At 62.6% G+C, this 15,958-nt stretch carries 13 protein-coding genes and 1 pseudogene; 6 read left to right on the top strand and 8 right to left on the bottom strand.

Features of this window, described 5'->3' with window-relative positions:
- Positions 1–44 precede the first annotated feature (44 nt).
- The 4 genes from ACODSP_RS07570 (at position 45) to ACODSP_RS07585 (ending at position 7,164) form a co-directional block, all read left to right on the top strand.
- Positions 45–1,562 (top strand): tryptophan halogenase family protein, encoded by a 1,518-nt coding sequence (locus ACODSP_RS07570; RefSeq protein WP_488965008.1) that lies wholly within the window; start codon positions 45–47, stop codon positions 1,560–1,562.
- Positions 1,563–1,596: 34 nt separating this feature from the next.
- Positions 1,597–3,219, top strand: coding sequence for a DUF5597 domain-containing protein (locus ACODSP_RS07575; protein WP_488965009.1), 1,623 nt, complete (start codon positions 1,597–1,599; stop codon positions 3,217–3,219).
- Positions 3,220–3,430: 211 nt separating this feature from the next.
- Positions 3,431–6,331 carry a glycoside hydrolase family 31 protein gene (locus ACODSP_RS07580; RefSeq protein WP_488965010.1) on the top strand — a complete coding sequence of 967 codons (2,901 nt, stop codon included), beginning with the start codon at positions 3,431–3,433 and terminating at the stop codon, positions 6,329–6,331.
- A 125-nt stretch (positions 6,332–6,456) separates the two neighbouring features.
- Entirely contained in the window at positions 6,457–7,164 is a 708-nt protein-coding gene (locus tag ACODSP_RS07585) for a GDSL-type esterase/lipase family protein (RefSeq protein WP_488965011.1), read from the top strand.
- Positions 7,165–7,312: 148 nt separating this feature from the next.
- On the opposite strand, the gene ACODSP_RS07590 is transcribed toward ACODSP_RS07585, so the two are convergent.
- On the bottom strand, positions 7,313–8,191 hold the full coding sequence (locus ACODSP_RS07590) for a DUF1838 family protein (protein WP_488965012.1): 879 nt from the start codon (positions 8,189–8,191) through the stop codon (positions 7,313–7,315).
- A 149-nt stretch (positions 8,192–8,340) separates the two neighbouring features.
- Complete coding sequence (locus ACODSP_RS07595) at positions 8,341–8,946, bottom strand: PAS domain-containing protein (RefSeq protein WP_488965013.1); 606 nt, start codon at positions 8,944–8,946, stop codon at positions 8,341–8,343.
- Between the two features lie 127 nt (positions 8,947–9,073).
- Here ACODSP_RS07595 and ACODSP_RS07600 point away from each other — a divergent pair, with 127 nt between their 5' ends.
- A complete protein-coding gene (locus tag ACODSP_RS07600) occupies positions 9,074–9,622 on the top strand; it encodes a hypothetical protein (protein ID WP_488965014.1) in 549 nt (182 codons plus the stop codon).
- Positions 9,623–9,648: 26 nt separating this feature from the next.
- Here the strand turns inward: ACODSP_RS07600 and ACODSP_RS07605 are convergent, their stop codons facing one another.
- Complete coding sequence (locus ACODSP_RS07605; protein ID WP_488965015.1) at positions 9,649–9,855, bottom strand: (2Fe-2S)-binding protein; 207 nt, start codon at positions 9,853–9,855, stop codon at positions 9,649–9,651.
- Positions 9,856–10,068: 213 nt separating this feature from the next.
- Between ACODSP_RS07605 and ACODSP_RS07610 the strand changes: the two are divergent.
- Positions 10,069–11,049, top strand: a pseudogene (locus tag ACODSP_RS07610) (IS30 family transposase); the annotation flags it as partial.
- Positions 11,050–11,141: 92 nt separating this feature from the next.
- On the opposite strand, the gene ACODSP_RS07615 reads toward ACODSP_RS07610, so the two are convergent.
- From ACODSP_RS07615 to ACODSP_RS07635, 5 genes are all read right to left on the bottom strand, one after another.
- Positions 11,142–11,846 (bottom strand): alpha/beta fold hydrolase, encoded by a 705-nt coding sequence (locus tag ACODSP_RS07615; protein ID WP_488965016.1) that lies wholly within the window; start codon positions 11,844–11,846, stop codon positions 11,142–11,144.
- Positions 11,847–11,958: 112 nt separating this feature from the next.
- A complete protein-coding gene (locus ACODSP_RS07620) occupies positions 11,959–13,179 on the bottom strand; it encodes an AMP-binding protein (RefSeq protein WP_488965017.1) in 1,221 nt (406 codons plus the stop codon).
- Between the two features lie 26 nt (positions 13,180–13,205).
- Positions 13,206–13,595, bottom strand: coding sequence for a photoactive yellow protein (gene pyp / locus ACODSP_RS07625; protein ID WP_488965018.1), 390 nt, complete (start codon positions 13,593–13,595; stop codon positions 13,206–13,208).
- 106 nt (positions 13,596–13,701) lie between these two features.
- The gene (gene fghA, locus ACODSP_RS07630; protein WP_488965019.1) at positions 13,702–14,538 is read right to left on the bottom strand and encodes an S-formylglutathione hydrolase; all 837 of its coding nucleotides are present in this window, start codon (positions 14,536–14,538) and stop codon (positions 13,702–13,704) included.
- A 181-nt stretch (positions 14,539–14,719) separates the two neighbouring features.
- Positions 14,720–15,829 (bottom strand): S-(hydroxymethyl)glutathione dehydrogenase/class III alcohol dehydrogenase, encoded by a 1,110-nt coding sequence (locus ACODSP_RS07635; protein ID WP_488965020.1) that lies wholly within the window; start codon positions 15,827–15,829, stop codon positions 14,720–14,722.
- Between the last annotated feature and the right edge of the window lie 129 nt (positions 15,830–15,958).

The raw sequence follows: 15,958 nt of genomic DNA on the forward strand, positions 1-15,958 counted from the left end.
TTATCGCAGACGCCGCAAAGGCGCGGATGGTAGGGGGAGGAGGGATGATGCAGACAAAGCCTCTGGACATCACCATCGTCGGCGGTGGCACCGCCGGATGGATGACGGCGGCCCTTCTGGCCAAGGCGACCAAGGGCCGTCTGGGCCGCATCACCCTGATTGAATCGGTTGAGATCGGCACTGTCGGCGTGGGTGAGGCGACGATCCCGCCCATTCAATTCTTCAACCAGCTTCTGGGCATTGACGAGCGTGACTTCGTGGCGCGCACCCAGGCCAGTTTCAAGCTGGGCATCGAATTCCGCAACTGGACCCGTACCGGGCACAGCTATATCCACCCGTTCGGCAGCTACGGCGCCAATATCGATGCCGTATCCTTCCATCATTACTGGCTGCGTGCCCGCGCGCTGGGTGACGGCACCGACATCGGTGATTACTGCCCCGCCATCGTGGCGGCCCGACAGGGAAGATTTTCGCCCGAAATCCCGCAGGGTCCGGCCTCCGCCCCGCTTTTGTCGTACGCCTATCATTTTGATGCCGCCCTTTACGCCGCCTATCTGCGCGATTTTGCGACAAGGGCGGGTGTGACGCGGATTGAGGGGCGGATCACCGGCATCCGGCAGCGGGCCGAAGATGGCTATATCACAACACTCGACCTGGCCGATGGTGGCAGCGTCGGGGGTGACCTGTTCATCGATTGCTCCGGTTTCCGCTCCCTGCTGCTGGGTCAGACGCTGGGCGTGGGGTTCAAGGACTGGAGCCGCTGGCTGCCCTGCGACCGCGCACTGGCGGTCCCTTGCGAGGGCGGGCGGGAGATCGCACCCTATACAAGGTCCACCGCCCATACCGCCGGCTGGCAATGGCGCATCCCGTTGCAGCACCGGATCGGCAATGGCCATGTCTATTCCTCGGCCTTCATGTCGGATGAAGAGGCGGAGGGCTTGCTGCTGGGCCATCTGGATGGCCGCCCCCTGGCCGATGCCCGCCCGTTGCGCTTTACCGCGGGGCGGCGGGACAAGGCCTGGGTGCGCAATGTCCTGGGCATCGGGCTTGCCGGCGGGTTCCTGGAACCGCTGGAGAGCACCTCGATCCACCTGATCCAGACGGCGCTGTTCCGCCTGCTGGCCCTGATGCCCACCGATATCCGGGATCAGGCGACGCGGGACGAGTTCAACCGGTTGAGCGAGATCGAGTATGAGCAGATCCGCGACTTCCTGATCCTGCATTACAATGCGACGGAACGGGACGACAGCGACTTCTGGAACTATTGCCGCACCATGCCGATCCCGGACAGTCTGCGGCACAAGATCGACCTGTTCCGCGCCCGTGGCCGCGTCGCCCGCTTTGATGGGCAGTTATTCGCGGAGGCTAGCTGGCTTGCCGTATTCCTGGGCCAGGGGGTGGACCCGGTCGGGTACGACCCGATGGCCGACATCATGGCGGAGGGGGAGTTACAGCAGCGCCTGTCCCGCCACCGTGATTATGTGCAGCGGGCGGTCGCCACCATGCCGGCCCACCGCGATTTCATCGACCGTCATTGCAAGGCGCCGGCTACCGCCGCCTGAGCCTTGTCCGCACCCGACCCCGAACGGAGCCGTGATGCCTGTTTCCCGCTTTTCCCGCCTGCTGGCTGTCGGCCTGCTCTCCTTTGGTCTTGCCACCGGCCCGGCCCTGGCCGCCGATGCCCCGCTGCCGCGCATGGTGACACAGGATGGGCGCCATGCCCTGCTGGTCGATGGCAAGCCGTTCCTGATCCTGGGCGCGCAGGTCAATAATTCCAGCAACTATCCCGCCGCCTTGCCCTCTGTCTGGCCGGCGGTGAAGGAGGTGGGGGCCAACACGCTTCAGGTTCCCATCGCCTGGGAACAGATCGAGCCAAAGGAAGGCCAGTTCGATTTCAGCTTTGTCGACCATCTGCTGGAACAGGCCCGCGCCAACAATGTGCGGCTGATCCCGCTCTGGTTTGCGACCTGGAAGAATAACGGTCCCAATTACGCGCCGTCCTGGGTCAAGCTGAACAATGACCGCTTCCCGCGCGTGGTGGAAGCCAAGGGCATTATCCGCAATTCCCTGTCGCCGCATGGCAAGGAAACGCTGGAGGCTGACAAACGCGCCTTTGCCGCCCTGATGCGCCACCTGAAGAAGGTGGACCCGCAGCGCACGATCATCATGGTGCAGGTGGAGAATGAGGTTGGCACCTATGGCGCCATCCGCGACCATGGGCCGGCGGCGGAGAAACTGTTCAACGGGCCGGTGCCAGCCGCGCTGGTCAAGGCTATGGGCCGGAAGCCGGGCACCTGGGCCAACGTGTTCGGCAAGGATGCCGATGAATTCTTCCATGCCTGGCATATCGGCACCTTCTGTGACGCGGTGACGGCGGCGGGCAAGAAGGAATATGACCTGCCCATGTATGTGAACGCGGCGCTCCGCGACCCGTTCAAGGATCAGGACCCCTACACCTATTCCGCCGGCGGCCCTACTTGGAACGTGCTGGATGTGTGGAAGGCGGCGGCCCCCAGCATCGATTTCCTGGCGCCCGACATCTATATGCATAGCTATACGCCCTATACGAAGACGCTGGAACAATATGGCCGCCCCGACAACGCCCTGATGGTGGCAGAGATGGGCAGCAAGGCCGTCTATGCCCGCTATCTGTTCGCGGTGCTGGGGCAGCAGGGCATCGGGTTCAGCCCGTTCGGCCTGGACTATACCGGCTATGCCAATGCGCCCTTGGGCGCGGAGAAGGTGACACCGGAGACGCTGGCACCGTTCGCCCTGGCCTACCGCACTGTCACGCCCATCGCCGACCTGATCGCGGAACGCAGCCTGAAGGGAAGGGTTTGGGGCGGAGCAGAGCCGGAGGCCGTGCATGCCGAACAGATCGCCCTGGGCGATGCGCCGTGGAAGGTGGAGCTGTCCTACGGTCTGGGCCAATTCGGCATGGAAAAGCCGCCCGGCATTCCCGTGCCCAAGGGCGGAGCCGTGGTGATCGAGATGGGCAAGGATGATTACCTGATTACCGGTGTGCATGCGCGGGTGGATTTCATCAGCACGCGTGAGGGTCGCGGTCGGATTTACGACCGGGTGGAGGAGGGGCGCTTTGTTGACGGCGCCTGGGTCATGGACCGGGTGTGGAACGGCGACCAGACCGATTACGGCCTGAACCTGACCGACCGGGCGCAGTTGTTGCGGGTGAAGTTGGGGACGTATCCGACGAAGTGAGGGGTGGGGTAGGGAACGCTGCTCCCTCACCCTCCCATTGGCTGGCGCCAACGGGCCCCTCCCTCTCCCACCTTCGTGGGCGAGGGGTGAAAATTTTAGCCCCTCGCCCGCTTGGCGGGAGAGGGAGGGGCCCACGCCGCAAGGTGTGGGAGGGTGAGGGAACCCCCTTCACCACAATGATATTGGCAGTTAGACAGGGAGAAAACGACGCATGACTTTCCGATCCATGATGCTGGCCCGCGCGGCCCTTCTGCCGCTGCTGTTGCTGGCGGGCTGCGATGGCGGCGCCAAATCCGGCGGCGACACGGTGGCCCAGGTCATACAGGCCGGTGCGGTACAGCAGACCCCGGACGGTTTGGTCGCGACCCTGTCATCGGGACCGGCAAAGAAGCTGCGCCTGCAGGTCATCAATGACCGCACGATCCGCGTTACGGCGGTGCCGACCGACAGCCTGGACATCCCGGCCAGCCTGATCACCGTGGCCGGCCCCGCCAAGGGTGGCTTCACCCTGGAACAGGATGGCAAGGTCGCGCGGCTGAAGACCCCGGAACTGACGGCGGAACTGAATCTGGCCACCGGTACCGTGCGTTTCCTGGACAAAAACGGCAACCCTCTGCTGGCCGAGAAGGACCGGGGTGCCATCGCCCCGGTGAAGGTGCTGGATCGCGACTATTACACGATCAGCCAGACCTTCAACCCCGGCACGGACGAGGCCTTTTACGGCCTGGGCCAGCATCAGAACGGTGTGCTGAACTGGAACGGTGAAGACCTGCGTCTGGCCCAGCACAACATGGACATCGCGGTTCCATTCGTGGTGTCCAGCCGCAATTACGGCGTGCTGTGGGACAATAACTCCATCACCCGTTTCGGCGTGCCGCATGATTATGCCGATCTGGATGGCAGCCTGAAGCTGTTCGATGCCGACGGCAAGGAAGGGGCGCTGACCGCCACCTATACCAAGGATGGCGAGACCAAGCTGGTCCGCCGCGAGGCCAAGATCGACTGGCGGGACCTTGACGATCTGCTGAATTGGCCTGCTGAAGTCGGCGGCAACCGCCGCCCTGACAAGACCCGCGACACGCCGGGCCAGAAGGTGACCTGGGAAGGCAAGATCAGTACGGACAAGGCCGGCACGCACAAGTTCCAGCTCTATTCATCGGGCTATGCCACCGTCTTCATCGATGGCAAGGAAGTAATCCACCGCTGGCGCCAGAACTGGAACCCTTGGTTCCATAATTTTGAGGTGGCGCTGGAAGCCGGCAAGCAGCACGACATCCGTATCGAGTGGCAGCCCGATGGCGGCTATATCGGCGTCTCCCACCAGGACCCGCTGCCGCCTGAGCAGCGCAACGCCCTGACCCTGTCGTCAGAAGTGGCCAATGCCCTGGATTACTATGTCATCGCGGGTGACGATATCGATGGCGTGATCGCCGGGTACCGGCAACTGACAGGCAAGTCCGTGATGTTGCCACGCTGGGCCTATGGTTTCTGGCAGAGCCGGGAACGCTACAAGACCCAGGAAGAGGTGGTGGGCACCGTCAAGGAATATCGCAAGCGCGGCATTCCGCTGGATAACATCGTGCTGGACTGGAACTACTGGCCAGAGGATAGCTGGGGCAGCCACGACTTCGACAAGGCCCGTTTCCCCGATCCCGCCGGCATGGTGCAGGAAGTTCACAAGCTGAACGCCCGGTTCATGATCTCCGTCTGGCCGAAATTCTATCCCAATACGGCGCATTACAAGGAGCTGGACGCCAAGGGCTACATCTATCGCCGCAATGTGGAGAAGGGGGAGCGTGACTGGATCGGCGACGGTTATCTGAACGCCCATTACGACACCTACAGCCAGGAAGCGCGGGATATCTACTGGCGGCAGATGCGCGACAAGCTGAACGTGCTGAAGGTCGATGCCTGGTGGCTGGACAATACCGAGCCGGATGTCCATTCCAATCTGCCGATTGAGGAGGTGAAGCTGCGCATCGGGCCGACTTCCATGGGTCCGGGCTCTGCCTTCTTCAACTCCTACCCCTTGATGCAGACCAAGGCCGTGTATGAGGGGGAGCGCCGCGACGATGGCGGGCAGCGCAGCTTCATCCTGACCCGTTCCGGCTTTGCCGGGCAGCAACGCCATGGCATGGCGGTGTGGTCAGGCGATGTGGTGTCGCGCTTTGTCGATCTGGAGCATCAGATCGCTGCGGGTATCAATACCTCGCTGTCCGGCCTGCCCAACTGGACCACCGATATTGGCGGCTTCGCGCTGGAAAAGCGGTTCGAGGCACAGCCAATGAAGGCGGAGGATCAGGCGGAATGGCGCGAGTTGAACCTGCGCTGGTTCCAGTTCGGGGCATTCAGCCCGCTGTTCCGTTCCCACGGGCAGTTCCCGCTGCGCGAGATCTATAATATCGCGCCGGAAAGCTCGGACGTGTACCAGTCCATGGTCTGGTACACCAAGCTGCGTTACAGCCTGCTGCCCTATATCTACACCCTGGCCGGTGACACCTGGCACAAGGACGGGACCATCATGCGCGCCCTGGCGCAGGATTTCCCCGCCGATGCCAAGGTGAAGGATCTGGGTACCCAATACCTGTTCGGGCCCAGCATCCTGGTCGCGCCCGTCTATACCCAGGGCGCCACCACCAAGGCCGTCTATCTGCCCGCCGGCGCCAACTGGGTGAATTTCTATACCGGTGAGAAGCTGACGGGTGGGCAGGAGGTGACGGTGGATGCACCGTTGACCCGTATCCCGCTGTTCGTGCGGGAAGGGGCAATCATCCCGACCGGCCCGGCAGTGCAATCCACGGCAGAGAAGCAGGATGGTTCCCTGCTGATCAATGTCTATGCCGGGGCCGATGGCAGCTTCGATCTCTATGAAGATGAAGGCACCACCTATGGCTATGAAAAGGGTGAGTTCAGCCGCATCAAGCTGTCCTGGAACCAGGCCAGTGGTGAGCTGACCATCGCCCAGCGGCAGGGGACGTTCCCTGGCATGGCGGAAAAGCGCACCATCCGTGTGCGCTGGATCGACGGCAAGAACACCAAGGCCGCTGACTTCAATGTGAAGGGCGAGCGCGAGGTGATGTATGACGGCAAGCAGGTTGTTGTGAAGCGTTAAGCGTAGCGCCGTAGGTCAGGTCGAGGCGAAAGCCTCGCCCTGACAGAAAAGGCTATAATCCAATCCTGTCAGGGCGTGGGCTGACGCCCCCGACCTGACCTACGCATCTTTGCCAGGGGATTACCATGAACCGCCGCCATCTGCTTGCCACCGCCCCCCTGTTGCCACTGCTGGCCGTGACACAAGCGGGTGCGGCAGAACCGGTGCAGGCGCTGGACTGGGCCAATCGCGCCCGCTATGCCGCCGCAAACACCGCCGACAAGGCACTGCCCGCCGACAAACGGCGCGTGGTGTTCATGGGGGACAGCATTACGGAGAACTGGGCACGTCCCGAACATGACGGCGCGTTCTTCCCCACCCATGGCTTCATCGGGCGCGGCATTTCGGGACAGACAACGTCGCAGATGCTGCTGCGCTTCACGCCCGACGTGTTGGACCTGGCCCCGCGCGCCGTCCATATCCTGGCCGGCACCAATGATGTCGCCGAAAATGGCGGCACCTATGAACCGGCCCTGACCCATGACAATCTGGCCGCCATGGCGTCGCTGGCCAAGGCTGCGGGGATGAAGGTTTTCATCGGCTCCGTGCCGCCCGCGCGTGATGTCTATTGGCGCAAATCGGTGGGTGACCCGACGGAACGTATCCTGGCGCTGAATGCCTGGATCGCCGGCTTCTGCCGCGAACAGGGCCACATCTATATCGATTACTGGCCTGTCCTGGCCGATGCGAACAAGGGCCTGAAGGCGGAACTGGGCCTGGACCCGGTGCATCCCAACCGCGCCGGCTATCTGGCCATGGGGCCGCTGGCGCTGAAGGTTCTGGCTGGTATTTAGATCGGGTTTACGTTGACTGGAATCGCCCCCCTATCGTCATCCCGGCGAAAGCCGGGATGACGATGAAAACGCGTTTCCAATTAAAAGAAGTTCGCTCTAGCGCGGTCGACTTCGGCGGCGAGACTACCAGCGCGCCGCATATCGTTGTTTACCAGGTTGGGGCATCAATCTTGATCTTACCGTCCAGCACCGCAATCGGATTGGCGGCGATTTGCGGGTAGTACTGCTTCAACATGGCGTGCCAGTCGTCCGGCAAATCTTCGAAGCGGCTGACCGTTCCGCCATTGGCGAACAGTGCCAGCGATCCGGGCCGGTCGCCCATCTTCAGCCATGCCGGCCAACTGCGGACATCGTTGGATTGGACGCGGGAATTGACATGGGTGGTTAGCGGATCAAGCACGATGTCGCGGGGGGCGGAGATCGTGCTGACCTCGTTCAGATGGGATACCGAACCGTCGGGCGTGGTGACGCGGGTGTGGGAACGATCGCGGATGGCCAGTTCTGTCTGACCCAGCGGAAAAATGGTGACGGGCGCGCGTTCATGCTCATATTTCGGCTGACCGGGCGCTGCGGGGATCATAGCTTCATTGTCGGCCGACACCGTCACATGCGTCGGAACCGGTCCACGCCCTCCGACTGCTACCGTCTCCCCGGTGATGGGATTGTAGAGGGATTTCAGACGCTCGCCCGTCTGCACGTCCACGCGGAAACTGATTTCCAGATCAATCAGATGGAAGCTGCCATCGCTGTTTTGCGTTACACGCCGAATGGAACCAAGGTTCAGGGCATAAAGAGGGATCAGGTCGCCCCCTGTCGACGCCATATAGGGGCCCTTGATCCACGAAAACAGCAACCCGTCATCCGTGCGGTAGCGCAGTTTGCGATAGATTATGCGTGCGTCGGCAGGATTGGCGATGTCCAGCGGTCGCTGCGTTGCCGCAAGGGATGGACTGACGGCAGTTGCCGCGACAATGCCCATCCCCCATTTCAATGCATCGCGCCGTCCCGGTCGGGCCACATCCAGCATGATCTTCTTTCCGCACCGCATCTCATGAAAGAAGCACTTTATTCCAAGCCGGAGGCGGGACTACCGCCATTGTGCAATTGTCCGCCCTATGACCAGAGACGGGGGGTGGCGCGGCAGTCACCCTGACGGGCCGCGTGGTGATAACGGTGCTACAGCACGCGGCCTGATCCCATTCTGTCGATGGCCGCCCGGCATTCGCTGTCATCCAGCAGCCGGGCGGACAGCAGACCATCGGCATCCGCCCCTGCCAGTGCCGCCGCACCCGGCGGCGGATCGAACACCCGGACCATGCCCATCACCTGTGTCGCCGGCTCTCTCGCCCGCGCCGCCACGGGCAGCAGCAGACGGGTGAACCCGCGCCAGCCCTTGCCCACCGGCACCAGAAACCCGCGATAGAGCAGGGGAAGGCCGCCATCCAGGGTGCGGTGGAACAGGGCGCTGCGGCCCGGCACGCTGTGCGGTGCGATCATCTGATCCAGGAACAGGCCGGTCCCGTCATTCCCGAACAGATCGCGCATCCGCGTGCCCGACAGGCGGCAGCGTAGCCGGTCGCCCAGCCGTTCATAGATGAACATGAAGGGCAGGATCGATCGGGGCAGGTCGCACGGGTCCATCTGTGCCCGCACCGGCAACATGCCATCATTGGCGGCACGGGCCTGACACCAGTGGCGCAACAGGGCCAGCATGCCGCGATCTGTGGTCAGGGCCGCCAGATCCGCATCGATAGTGTTTTCCCAGCCCGGCTGCATGCCCATCCCTGTATGTCTTAGCAACAGCTTATGCGCGAGCAGGGCGTGTCAGCAAATAAACAATCAAGCAGGCGAAGCGGCGGGCCAGCGTGATAGGATCATCATGACGGCCCGTTCCCGCCCGAGGATGAAGATGATCCGCCGCTTGCCCCTGTCCTGCCTTGCCCTGTCGCTTCTGCTGGTGCTGCCGGGCTGCCTGACCCCGCGCTGGGCACAGCCGGTGAACCCTTTCATGAATGATGACGGTGACCGGGGACACGCCGCGCTGAAGGCCAGGGACTATGTCATGGCGCTGGAATTCTATGGCAGGCTGGTGGAGGAAAAGCCCGACGACATGACGGCCCGTTATCAACTGGCCCTGGTCAATCAGGAGGTCGGGCGCCTGGACGACGCCTATGGCCTTTACCGTATCGTCTATGTCTCCGGCAGCGAGGATGACACGCCGCTGCTGAATGGCGGCAGCACGGAGGAGCCGCTGTTTCAGTCTGCCGAACGGCAATTGATGCTGCTGAGTGGCCGGCTGGGCAAGGATACGGAACTGCGCGATATGCAGGCCGAACGCGCCCGCCGCATCGCGGCGGAACAGGCGCAGAAGGAAGCCGCCAAGAAAAAGGCGGAGCAGGAGGGTGCACCCGCCGCCACCGGCTGTTCCATCCGCAATATCGGTATCTGCCCGCATTGACCGGCGGACGCGGAGGCTTTCAGGCTTTATTCGGCGGCGATGGCCGGGGCCATGTGGGCGTCACAATTGGCCGCCTTGGTTTCGCCCACCATCTCCCGGATGGTGGTGAAGCAGCGGCCACATTGCGGGGTCTTGCCGCAGGCCTTGAACACACTGGCTATGCTGCTGGCCCCGTCCTCAACAGTCCGGCGTACCGTCTTGCAGTTGATGGCATTGCAGATGCAGACATACATGATCGGCGCCAAACCCCGGACCAGCGTGTGATGATCACTAGTTACTGCAAATCAGTCGCATATGCCAGAGGAAAATGAGAATGCATCGCAGGTGCGACAAGGTGGTCTTAATTTCCATAATGAAAGTTATCGATTTTTTGATTTGTAAGCGGTGGGTTCTATTTTGAAGCACGACTCTTCTTTATAATCAGATGGTTAGCAATGGAGACTGCCATGGGAGAGCATTATTCGCACCTGAGTTTGGCGGAACGACGTCGGATTGACGCGATGTTCCAGGCGTCGATCCCGGTTCGGGAGATCGCGGCACAGCTTGGCCGGCATCGCGGGACGATCCATCGTGAGATCAACCGGAACTTTTACCATACGAGTTTCCGGGATCGGTTTGGCAACGACTACCGGGGCTACTACTGCCTGACGGCGAACGCGATGGCCAAGTGCCGACGGCGGTCTGGCCGGGTGAAGTTGCTGCGGCATCCGGCCCTTCTGGCGCATGTGGTGGCGAAGCTGCATTCAGGCTGGTCGCCGCAGCAGGTTTCTGGTCGCCTGAAGATCGAGCCGGAGCAAGTGGGCCGGATTTCGCATGAGAGCATCTACCGACATATCTACAGTGCCGAGGGCAGAGAGGCGAAGCTGTATGCCCTGCTTGCTGTGGCCCGGCGGCACCGCCGTCGTCAGAAAGGCCGCAAGCCTCGGACCTCGGTGATCCCGGCGGAGCGGTGGATTGAAGCCCGCCCGGCTGAAATCGGTGATCGCAGCCAGTTCGGCCATTGGGAGGCGGATTTGGTGATCTTTGCGCGCAAGCATGGCAAGAGCAACGTCACTTCGCTCCAGGAGCGGCAAACCCGATATCTGCTGTTACTGGGCAACGAGGATCGACGCTCCACTGGCGTTATGTCCCGTATCACCGATGCTCTGGCCCCCCTGCCCAGCTCCGCCCGGCGCAGCATCACCTTCGACCGGGGCACCGAGTTTGTGGGTGCCTGGCGGTCATTGTCCATGCCCAGTTGGTTCTGCGACCCGCACAGCCCCTGGCAAAAGGGCGGCGTTGAGAATGCCAATGGACGGGTGCGACGCCGATTGCCGCTCGACAGTCCGGTCGAGGATCGATCCTCGACCGGACTGTCGGCCATCGCAACCAGGATGAACGACACACCCCGTAAGTGCCTGGGATGGCAAACCCCGGCAGAGGCTTTCAGCAGCAAGCTGGCTGCTATCAAGCGAACCGACTACACTGACTTGCAACCCAGTCGCACTTCAGCGTGAATCTGCCCAAAATCGCCGCCCCCTTACGACAGCCACATCCTCAGCGCCTCGTTGAAAGCGACGGGTTCCTCAGCGGGTGCCATGTGGCCGGCCTTCTCGATAATCGACAAACGCGAACCCGTAATCGCCGCTGCGATGTCCTGATGCTGATCAACCGGTGACCAGCGGTCGTCACGACCGACGATCACGGCGGTGGAACAGGTGATTGTGGCCAGGACCGGTGCCGCATCGGGACGGTTCAACAGGGCGTTGATCTGCGCCTCATAGATGGCCACGCCGGCATCGACGCACATGGCCCGCAAGCTGGTGTAGAGTTCCAGGTCATCGGCATGGGCCGGCCCGATCATCGGCGGCAGCCACTGATCAATCATCGCCCCCGCCCCGGCATTGCGGCCCAGGTCACGCAGGGCAAAGCGCTTTTCGGCCTCTCCGGGGCGGACGGGATGCACGCCTGTATCGGCCAGGGCCAGGCGCGCCACCCGTTCCGGTGCGCGCCGGTAAAGTTCCAATGCCACCCGCGCGCCCATCGAATGGCCCAACAGCGCACACCGTGCAGGCATGCGCGCCAGGGCATAGTCAACCATGGCCGCAATGCTGTCGGCCCCGCCATAAAAGCCGTCGATGCATTGTCCTTCGAAGGCACCGATCTGATGGCCGAACATCCGGCTGTCGCACATCAGTCCGGGCAGGATAACCAGCGGCGCGTCACAGGCGGCAGGGGCAGACATCGGCAATCCTTTACGGGTTTACACCGTAAGTGATGGCACACCGGAGCCGCCCACCGCTAATCGCTTTTACCCCTCGCCGATAAACTTTGGCTAACCATCGCCAACCCGTTCTTTACCAATCGCGCAGCTTACCAAGCACCGACGTCGGCAAAGCGGGCCCGAAGGTCCAGCTTTTGGGCCGTTCCTCAGGCTTCAAATTCATCTGTGCCCAGTCCGTCAGGCGGGCTTGCAGGCTTTCGGCGTCCATGGTGCTTGCCGGTACGATAAAGGCCTTCAGGCGCAGACCGTCGCTGATTGTTATGGGCAGCACGGCCGCCTCGGTCACATCGGGATGCTGACGCAGGCGGGCTGCCACCTGTTCGGGAAAAACATTGACGCCCCCCACCTGTACCGCGCTATCGCGACGGCCCCGCAGGCGGAACTGCCCGTTTCCCGATAGCACCACCCGGTCAAGCAGGTCTTGCCCCTGCCCTTGCCAATCCCGGTCAAGCCGGCTGCCGTCCGCCGACAGGGACAATCCCTCCAGTAGAGTGAAAGGCTCATCGGGGCGGCGGCGCCAGCCGATGCCTGCTGTCTCGCTGGAGCCGTAAATCTCTGTCAGCGACAGGCCCCGTCCGATCAGTTCCGCGAAAAGGTCGGGCGCAAGCGGCCCGGTGGAACATAGTCCGGCCCTGCCCGTCAGGTCGGCGGGGCCGGTGCGCGCGATCAAGGCCCATTGTTCGGGCACCGCCACCAGCAGATCACCCGCCACCATCTCCGCCACTACTCGGCCCGGCATGCGCCCGCGCGCATCCGTGAAGGATATGCCCAGAAAACGGGGCAGCAGAATGGTGAACAGAAAGCCGTATATATGATGGGACGGCACCATCCCGATCACCCGCCGCACCGGCCCCAGGTGCCGGGCCTGCGCCCGGATTTCGGCCTCAAGCCCGGCCAGTGTGTGACGGCAGGGCTTTGGCCTGCCCGTACTGCCAGACGTGTGAAAGGTCAACTCTGCATCGAAGACCGACAGGCCACGGGCCGCGATCTGCGTCCAGTCGCCCAAACGGCGATGCATCAGCAGATAATCCTCAATCCCCGACCGGTGGAGGTGCAGCGCTTCTGTCAGACCGGTGGCCACCGTCACCAGTTCCAGACTGTCCATGCCAAGGCCACCGGAACCGAGTTCCAGGTCCGGCGACAAGGTGGCAGGCGGCGGCAGGACTTCGCCGGGGCGAAGACGGGCAAGATCCCCTGCGACCTTATCGGCGATGAAGCGCGACAGGCTGTCCCCAGCCTGCCACCAGGGAGCGGTTTCCGCATCGGTGCGCGGTGCCGCAGGCGTCGATGTCATGGAAACCACTCCCGGTGGAAGGCGGCTCAGAGCCGCTTCACGAAGACCCAGTAGCTGTCGCCGACCAGGGCCTTCTTCATATGAACCTTCACCTTGGTGGGCTTCATATTATAGTCGAACGTGTACTCGATCATGGTGTTCAGATTGCCGGACTTCACGCCGGCATCAAAGGCACCCTTGAAGGCGGCGGTGTTGGTGCAGGGGGCCACTTCTGTAAAGAAGCTCTTGCCGATCACGGCCTTGGGGTCGCGCCCGGTGATGGCCCCTTCAGCTGCATTATATTGAAGGATGCGGCCTTCCGAATCCAACTGCACAGCGCCGAAGGCCAAACCATCGATCTCGGTGGACGACATTTTCGACATGACATTGTCAATGTCAGCCTTGCCGAACTCAACGAGTTGGAAATCATTCAACATGGTTTGCTGTCCTGTCCGATCATTGCCTGCCTGGAAAATCAGGCGTGCTGATAACTGGCTCAGGACAGCTCCCCTTCAATGGGCATAGGCATTATGGCCTATCCAATTACAGCCGCGCGGCATGCCAGCGCAGATGGTCTTCCATGAAGCTGGAGATGAAATAGTAGGAATGATCGTAACCTTCCTGCAGGCGCAGGGTCAGGGCGATCCCGGCCTTGGCGCAGGCATCGGCCAGCAGTTGCGGGCGCAGCTGGTTTTCCAGGAACCCGTCTGCCGTTCCCTGATCGACCAGGATTTCCGGCACCCGCGCCCCATCCTCAATCAGCGCCACGGCATCGTGCCGGCGCCAGGACGCCTGATCGCCGCCCAGATAGGCCGGAAAGGCCTTCTGCCCCCACGGCACCTGCGCCGGCGCCACGATGGGCGCGAAGGCGGACACGGACTTGAACCGGCCCGGATGGCGCAGGGCCACGGTCAGCGCGCCATGCCCGCCCATGGAATGACCGGTGATGCCCTGCCGGTCCATATCAACGGGGAAATGCTCCGCCACCAGGGCCGGCAATTCCACCGTCACATAGGTCCACATCCTGAAATGCGGCGTCCAGGGTGCCTCCGTCGCATCAACATAGAAGCCCGCCCCCTGGCCCAAATCCCAGCCGGCATCATCAGCCACGCCCTCGCCACGCGGGCTGGTGTCGGGGCAGACGATGATCAGGCCCAGTTCCGCCGCCCAGCGCCGGAACTCCCCCTTCTCCGTCACATTGGCATGGGTGCAGGTCAGACCCGACAGGTACCAGACGACAGGGCATTTGGCCCCGCCGGCCGCCTGTGGCGGGGTGAAGACGCTGAACAGCATTTGCGTGCCGGTGGCGGTGGAGGTGTGGCGATACACACCCTGTACACCGCCATGGGACCGGGTGGTGGAGACGGTTTCAAGGGTCATGATGGGGCGCACCGATATTGAGGAAACGGGTTCCCTCACCCTCCCAAGCCTTTCGGCTTGGGCCCCTCCCTCTCCCACCTTCGTGGGCGAGGGTAAAAATTCTGCCCCTCGCCCGCATGGCAGGAGAGGGAGGGGCCCGCCCGCGTCAGCGGATGGGAGGGTGAGGGAACAACGACAAGAATTAATAAACCACAACGCTGCGGATGCTCTCACCCGCATGCATCAAGTCGAAGCCCTTGTTGATCTCGTCCAGGGTCAGGACATGGGTGATCATCGGGTCGATCTCGATCTTGCCCTGCATGTACCAGTCGACGATCTTCGGCACATCGGTGCGCCCGCGCGCGCCGCCAAAGGCCGACCCCTTCCAGACCCTGCCCGTGACCAGTTGGAACGGACGCGTCGAAATCTCCTTACCGGCCTCCGCGACGCCGATCACCACCGACACGCCCCAGCCACGGTGGCAGGCCTCCAGCGCCTGACGCATCACAATGGTATTGCCGGTGCAGTCGAACGTGTAGTCGGCGCCACCCTCGGTCAATGCCACCAGATGCTGGACGATATCGCCCTCGATCTTCTGCGGATTGACGAAATGGGTCATGCCGAAGCGCTGGCCCCATTCGGCCTTGCGGTCGTTGATATCGACGCCGATGATCTTGTCGGCACCCACCATGCGGGCCGCCTGAATGACATTCAGGCCGATACCACCCAGGCCGAACACCACGACATTGGAACCCGGTTCCACCTTGGCCGTGTTGGTCACCGCACCCACGCCCGTGGTCACGCCGCAGCCGATATAGCAGGAGGACTGGAACGGCGCGTCCTCGCGGATCTTGGCAACCGCGATTTCCGGCAGGACGGTGAAGTTGGAGAAAGTGGAACAGCCCATGTAATGGAAGACCGGCTGGCCCTTATAGCTGAACCGCGATGTGCCGTCGGGCATCAGGCCCTTACCCTGCGTGGCGCGGATCGAGGTGCACAGGTTGGTCTTGCGCGACAGGCAGCTTTTGCACTGGCGGCATTCCGGGGTGTAGAGGGGGATGACATGGTCGCCGGGCTTCAGGCTGGTAACCCCTGCCCCCACTTCGCGCACGATCCCGGCCCCTTCATGGCCCAGGATGGAGGGGAAGATGCCTTCGCTGTCGAACCCGTCCAGCGTGTAGGCATCGGTGTGGCAGATCCCCGTCGCCATGATCTCGATCAGCACCTCGCCCGGCTTGGGCCCTTCCAGGTCCAGTTCGACGATTTCCAGCGGCTTCTTGGCCTCGAAAGCGACGGCGGCGCGGGTCTTCATGGCGGTCTTATCCGGTCAGGGGTCGTGAAAGGGTTCGCCCGGCGAGGGTCGCACGGACAGGTCGGGGGCGACAATAGCTTGAAAGCCCTGGCAACGATCATGCATTTTGGCAAATGATTATTGCTGTGT

The organism is Niveispirillum sp. FG156 (genome assembly GCF_057809555.1).

Excerpts from the sequence above, each read along its gene's own strand:
- ACODSP_RS07570 (WP_488965008.1), top strand. The coding sequence starts at position 45 with ATGATGCAGACAAAGCCTCTGGACATCACCATCGTCGGCGGTGGCACC.
- ACODSP_RS07600 (WP_488965014.1), top strand. The coding sequence starts at position 9,074 with ATGATCCGCCGCTTGCCCCTGTCCTGCCTTGCCCTGTCGCTTCTGCTG.
- pyp (WP_488965018.1), bottom strand. The coding sequence starts at position 13,595 with ATGTTGAATGATTTCCAACTCGTTGAGTTCGGCAAGGCTGACATTGAC.
- ACODSP_RS07605 (WP_488965015.1), bottom strand. The coding sequence starts at position 9,855 with ATGTATGTCTGCATCTGCAATGCCATCAACTGCAAGACGGTACGCCGG.
- ACODSP_RS07595 (WP_488965013.1), bottom strand. The coding sequence starts at position 8,946 with ATGGGCATGCAGCCGGGCTGGGAAAACACTATCGATGCGGATCTGGCG.
- ACODSP_RS07575 (WP_488965009.1), top strand. The coding sequence starts at position 1,597 with ATGCCTGTTTCCCGCTTTTCCCGCCTGCTGGCTGTCGGCCTGCTCTCC.
- fghA (WP_488965019.1), bottom strand. The coding sequence starts at position 14,538 with ATGACCCTTGAAACCGTCTCCACCACCCGGTCCCATGGCGGTGTACAG.
- ACODSP_RS07615 (WP_488965016.1), bottom strand. The coding sequence starts at position 11,846 with ATGTCTGCCCCTGCCGCCTGTGACGCGCCGCTGGTTATCCTGCCCGGA.
- ACODSP_RS07585 (WP_488965011.1), top strand. The coding sequence starts at position 6,457 with ATGAACCGCCGCCATCTGCTTGCCACCGCCCCCCTGTTGCCACTGCTG.
- ACODSP_RS07620 (WP_488965017.1), bottom strand. The coding sequence starts at position 13,179 with ATGACATCGACGCCTGCGGCACCGCGCACCGATGCGGAAACCGCTCCC.
- ACODSP_RS07580 (WP_488965010.1), top strand. The coding sequence starts at position 3,431 with ATGACTTTCCGATCCATGATGCTGGCCCGCGCGGCCCTTCTGCCGCTG.
- ACODSP_RS07635 (WP_488965020.1), bottom strand. The coding sequence starts at position 15,829 with ATGAAGACCCGCGCCGCCGTCGCTTTCGAGGCCAAGAAGCCGCTGGAA.
- ACODSP_RS07590 (WP_488965012.1), bottom strand. The coding sequence starts at position 8,191 with ATGCTGGATGTGGCCCGACCGGGACGGCGCGATGCATTGAAATGGGGG.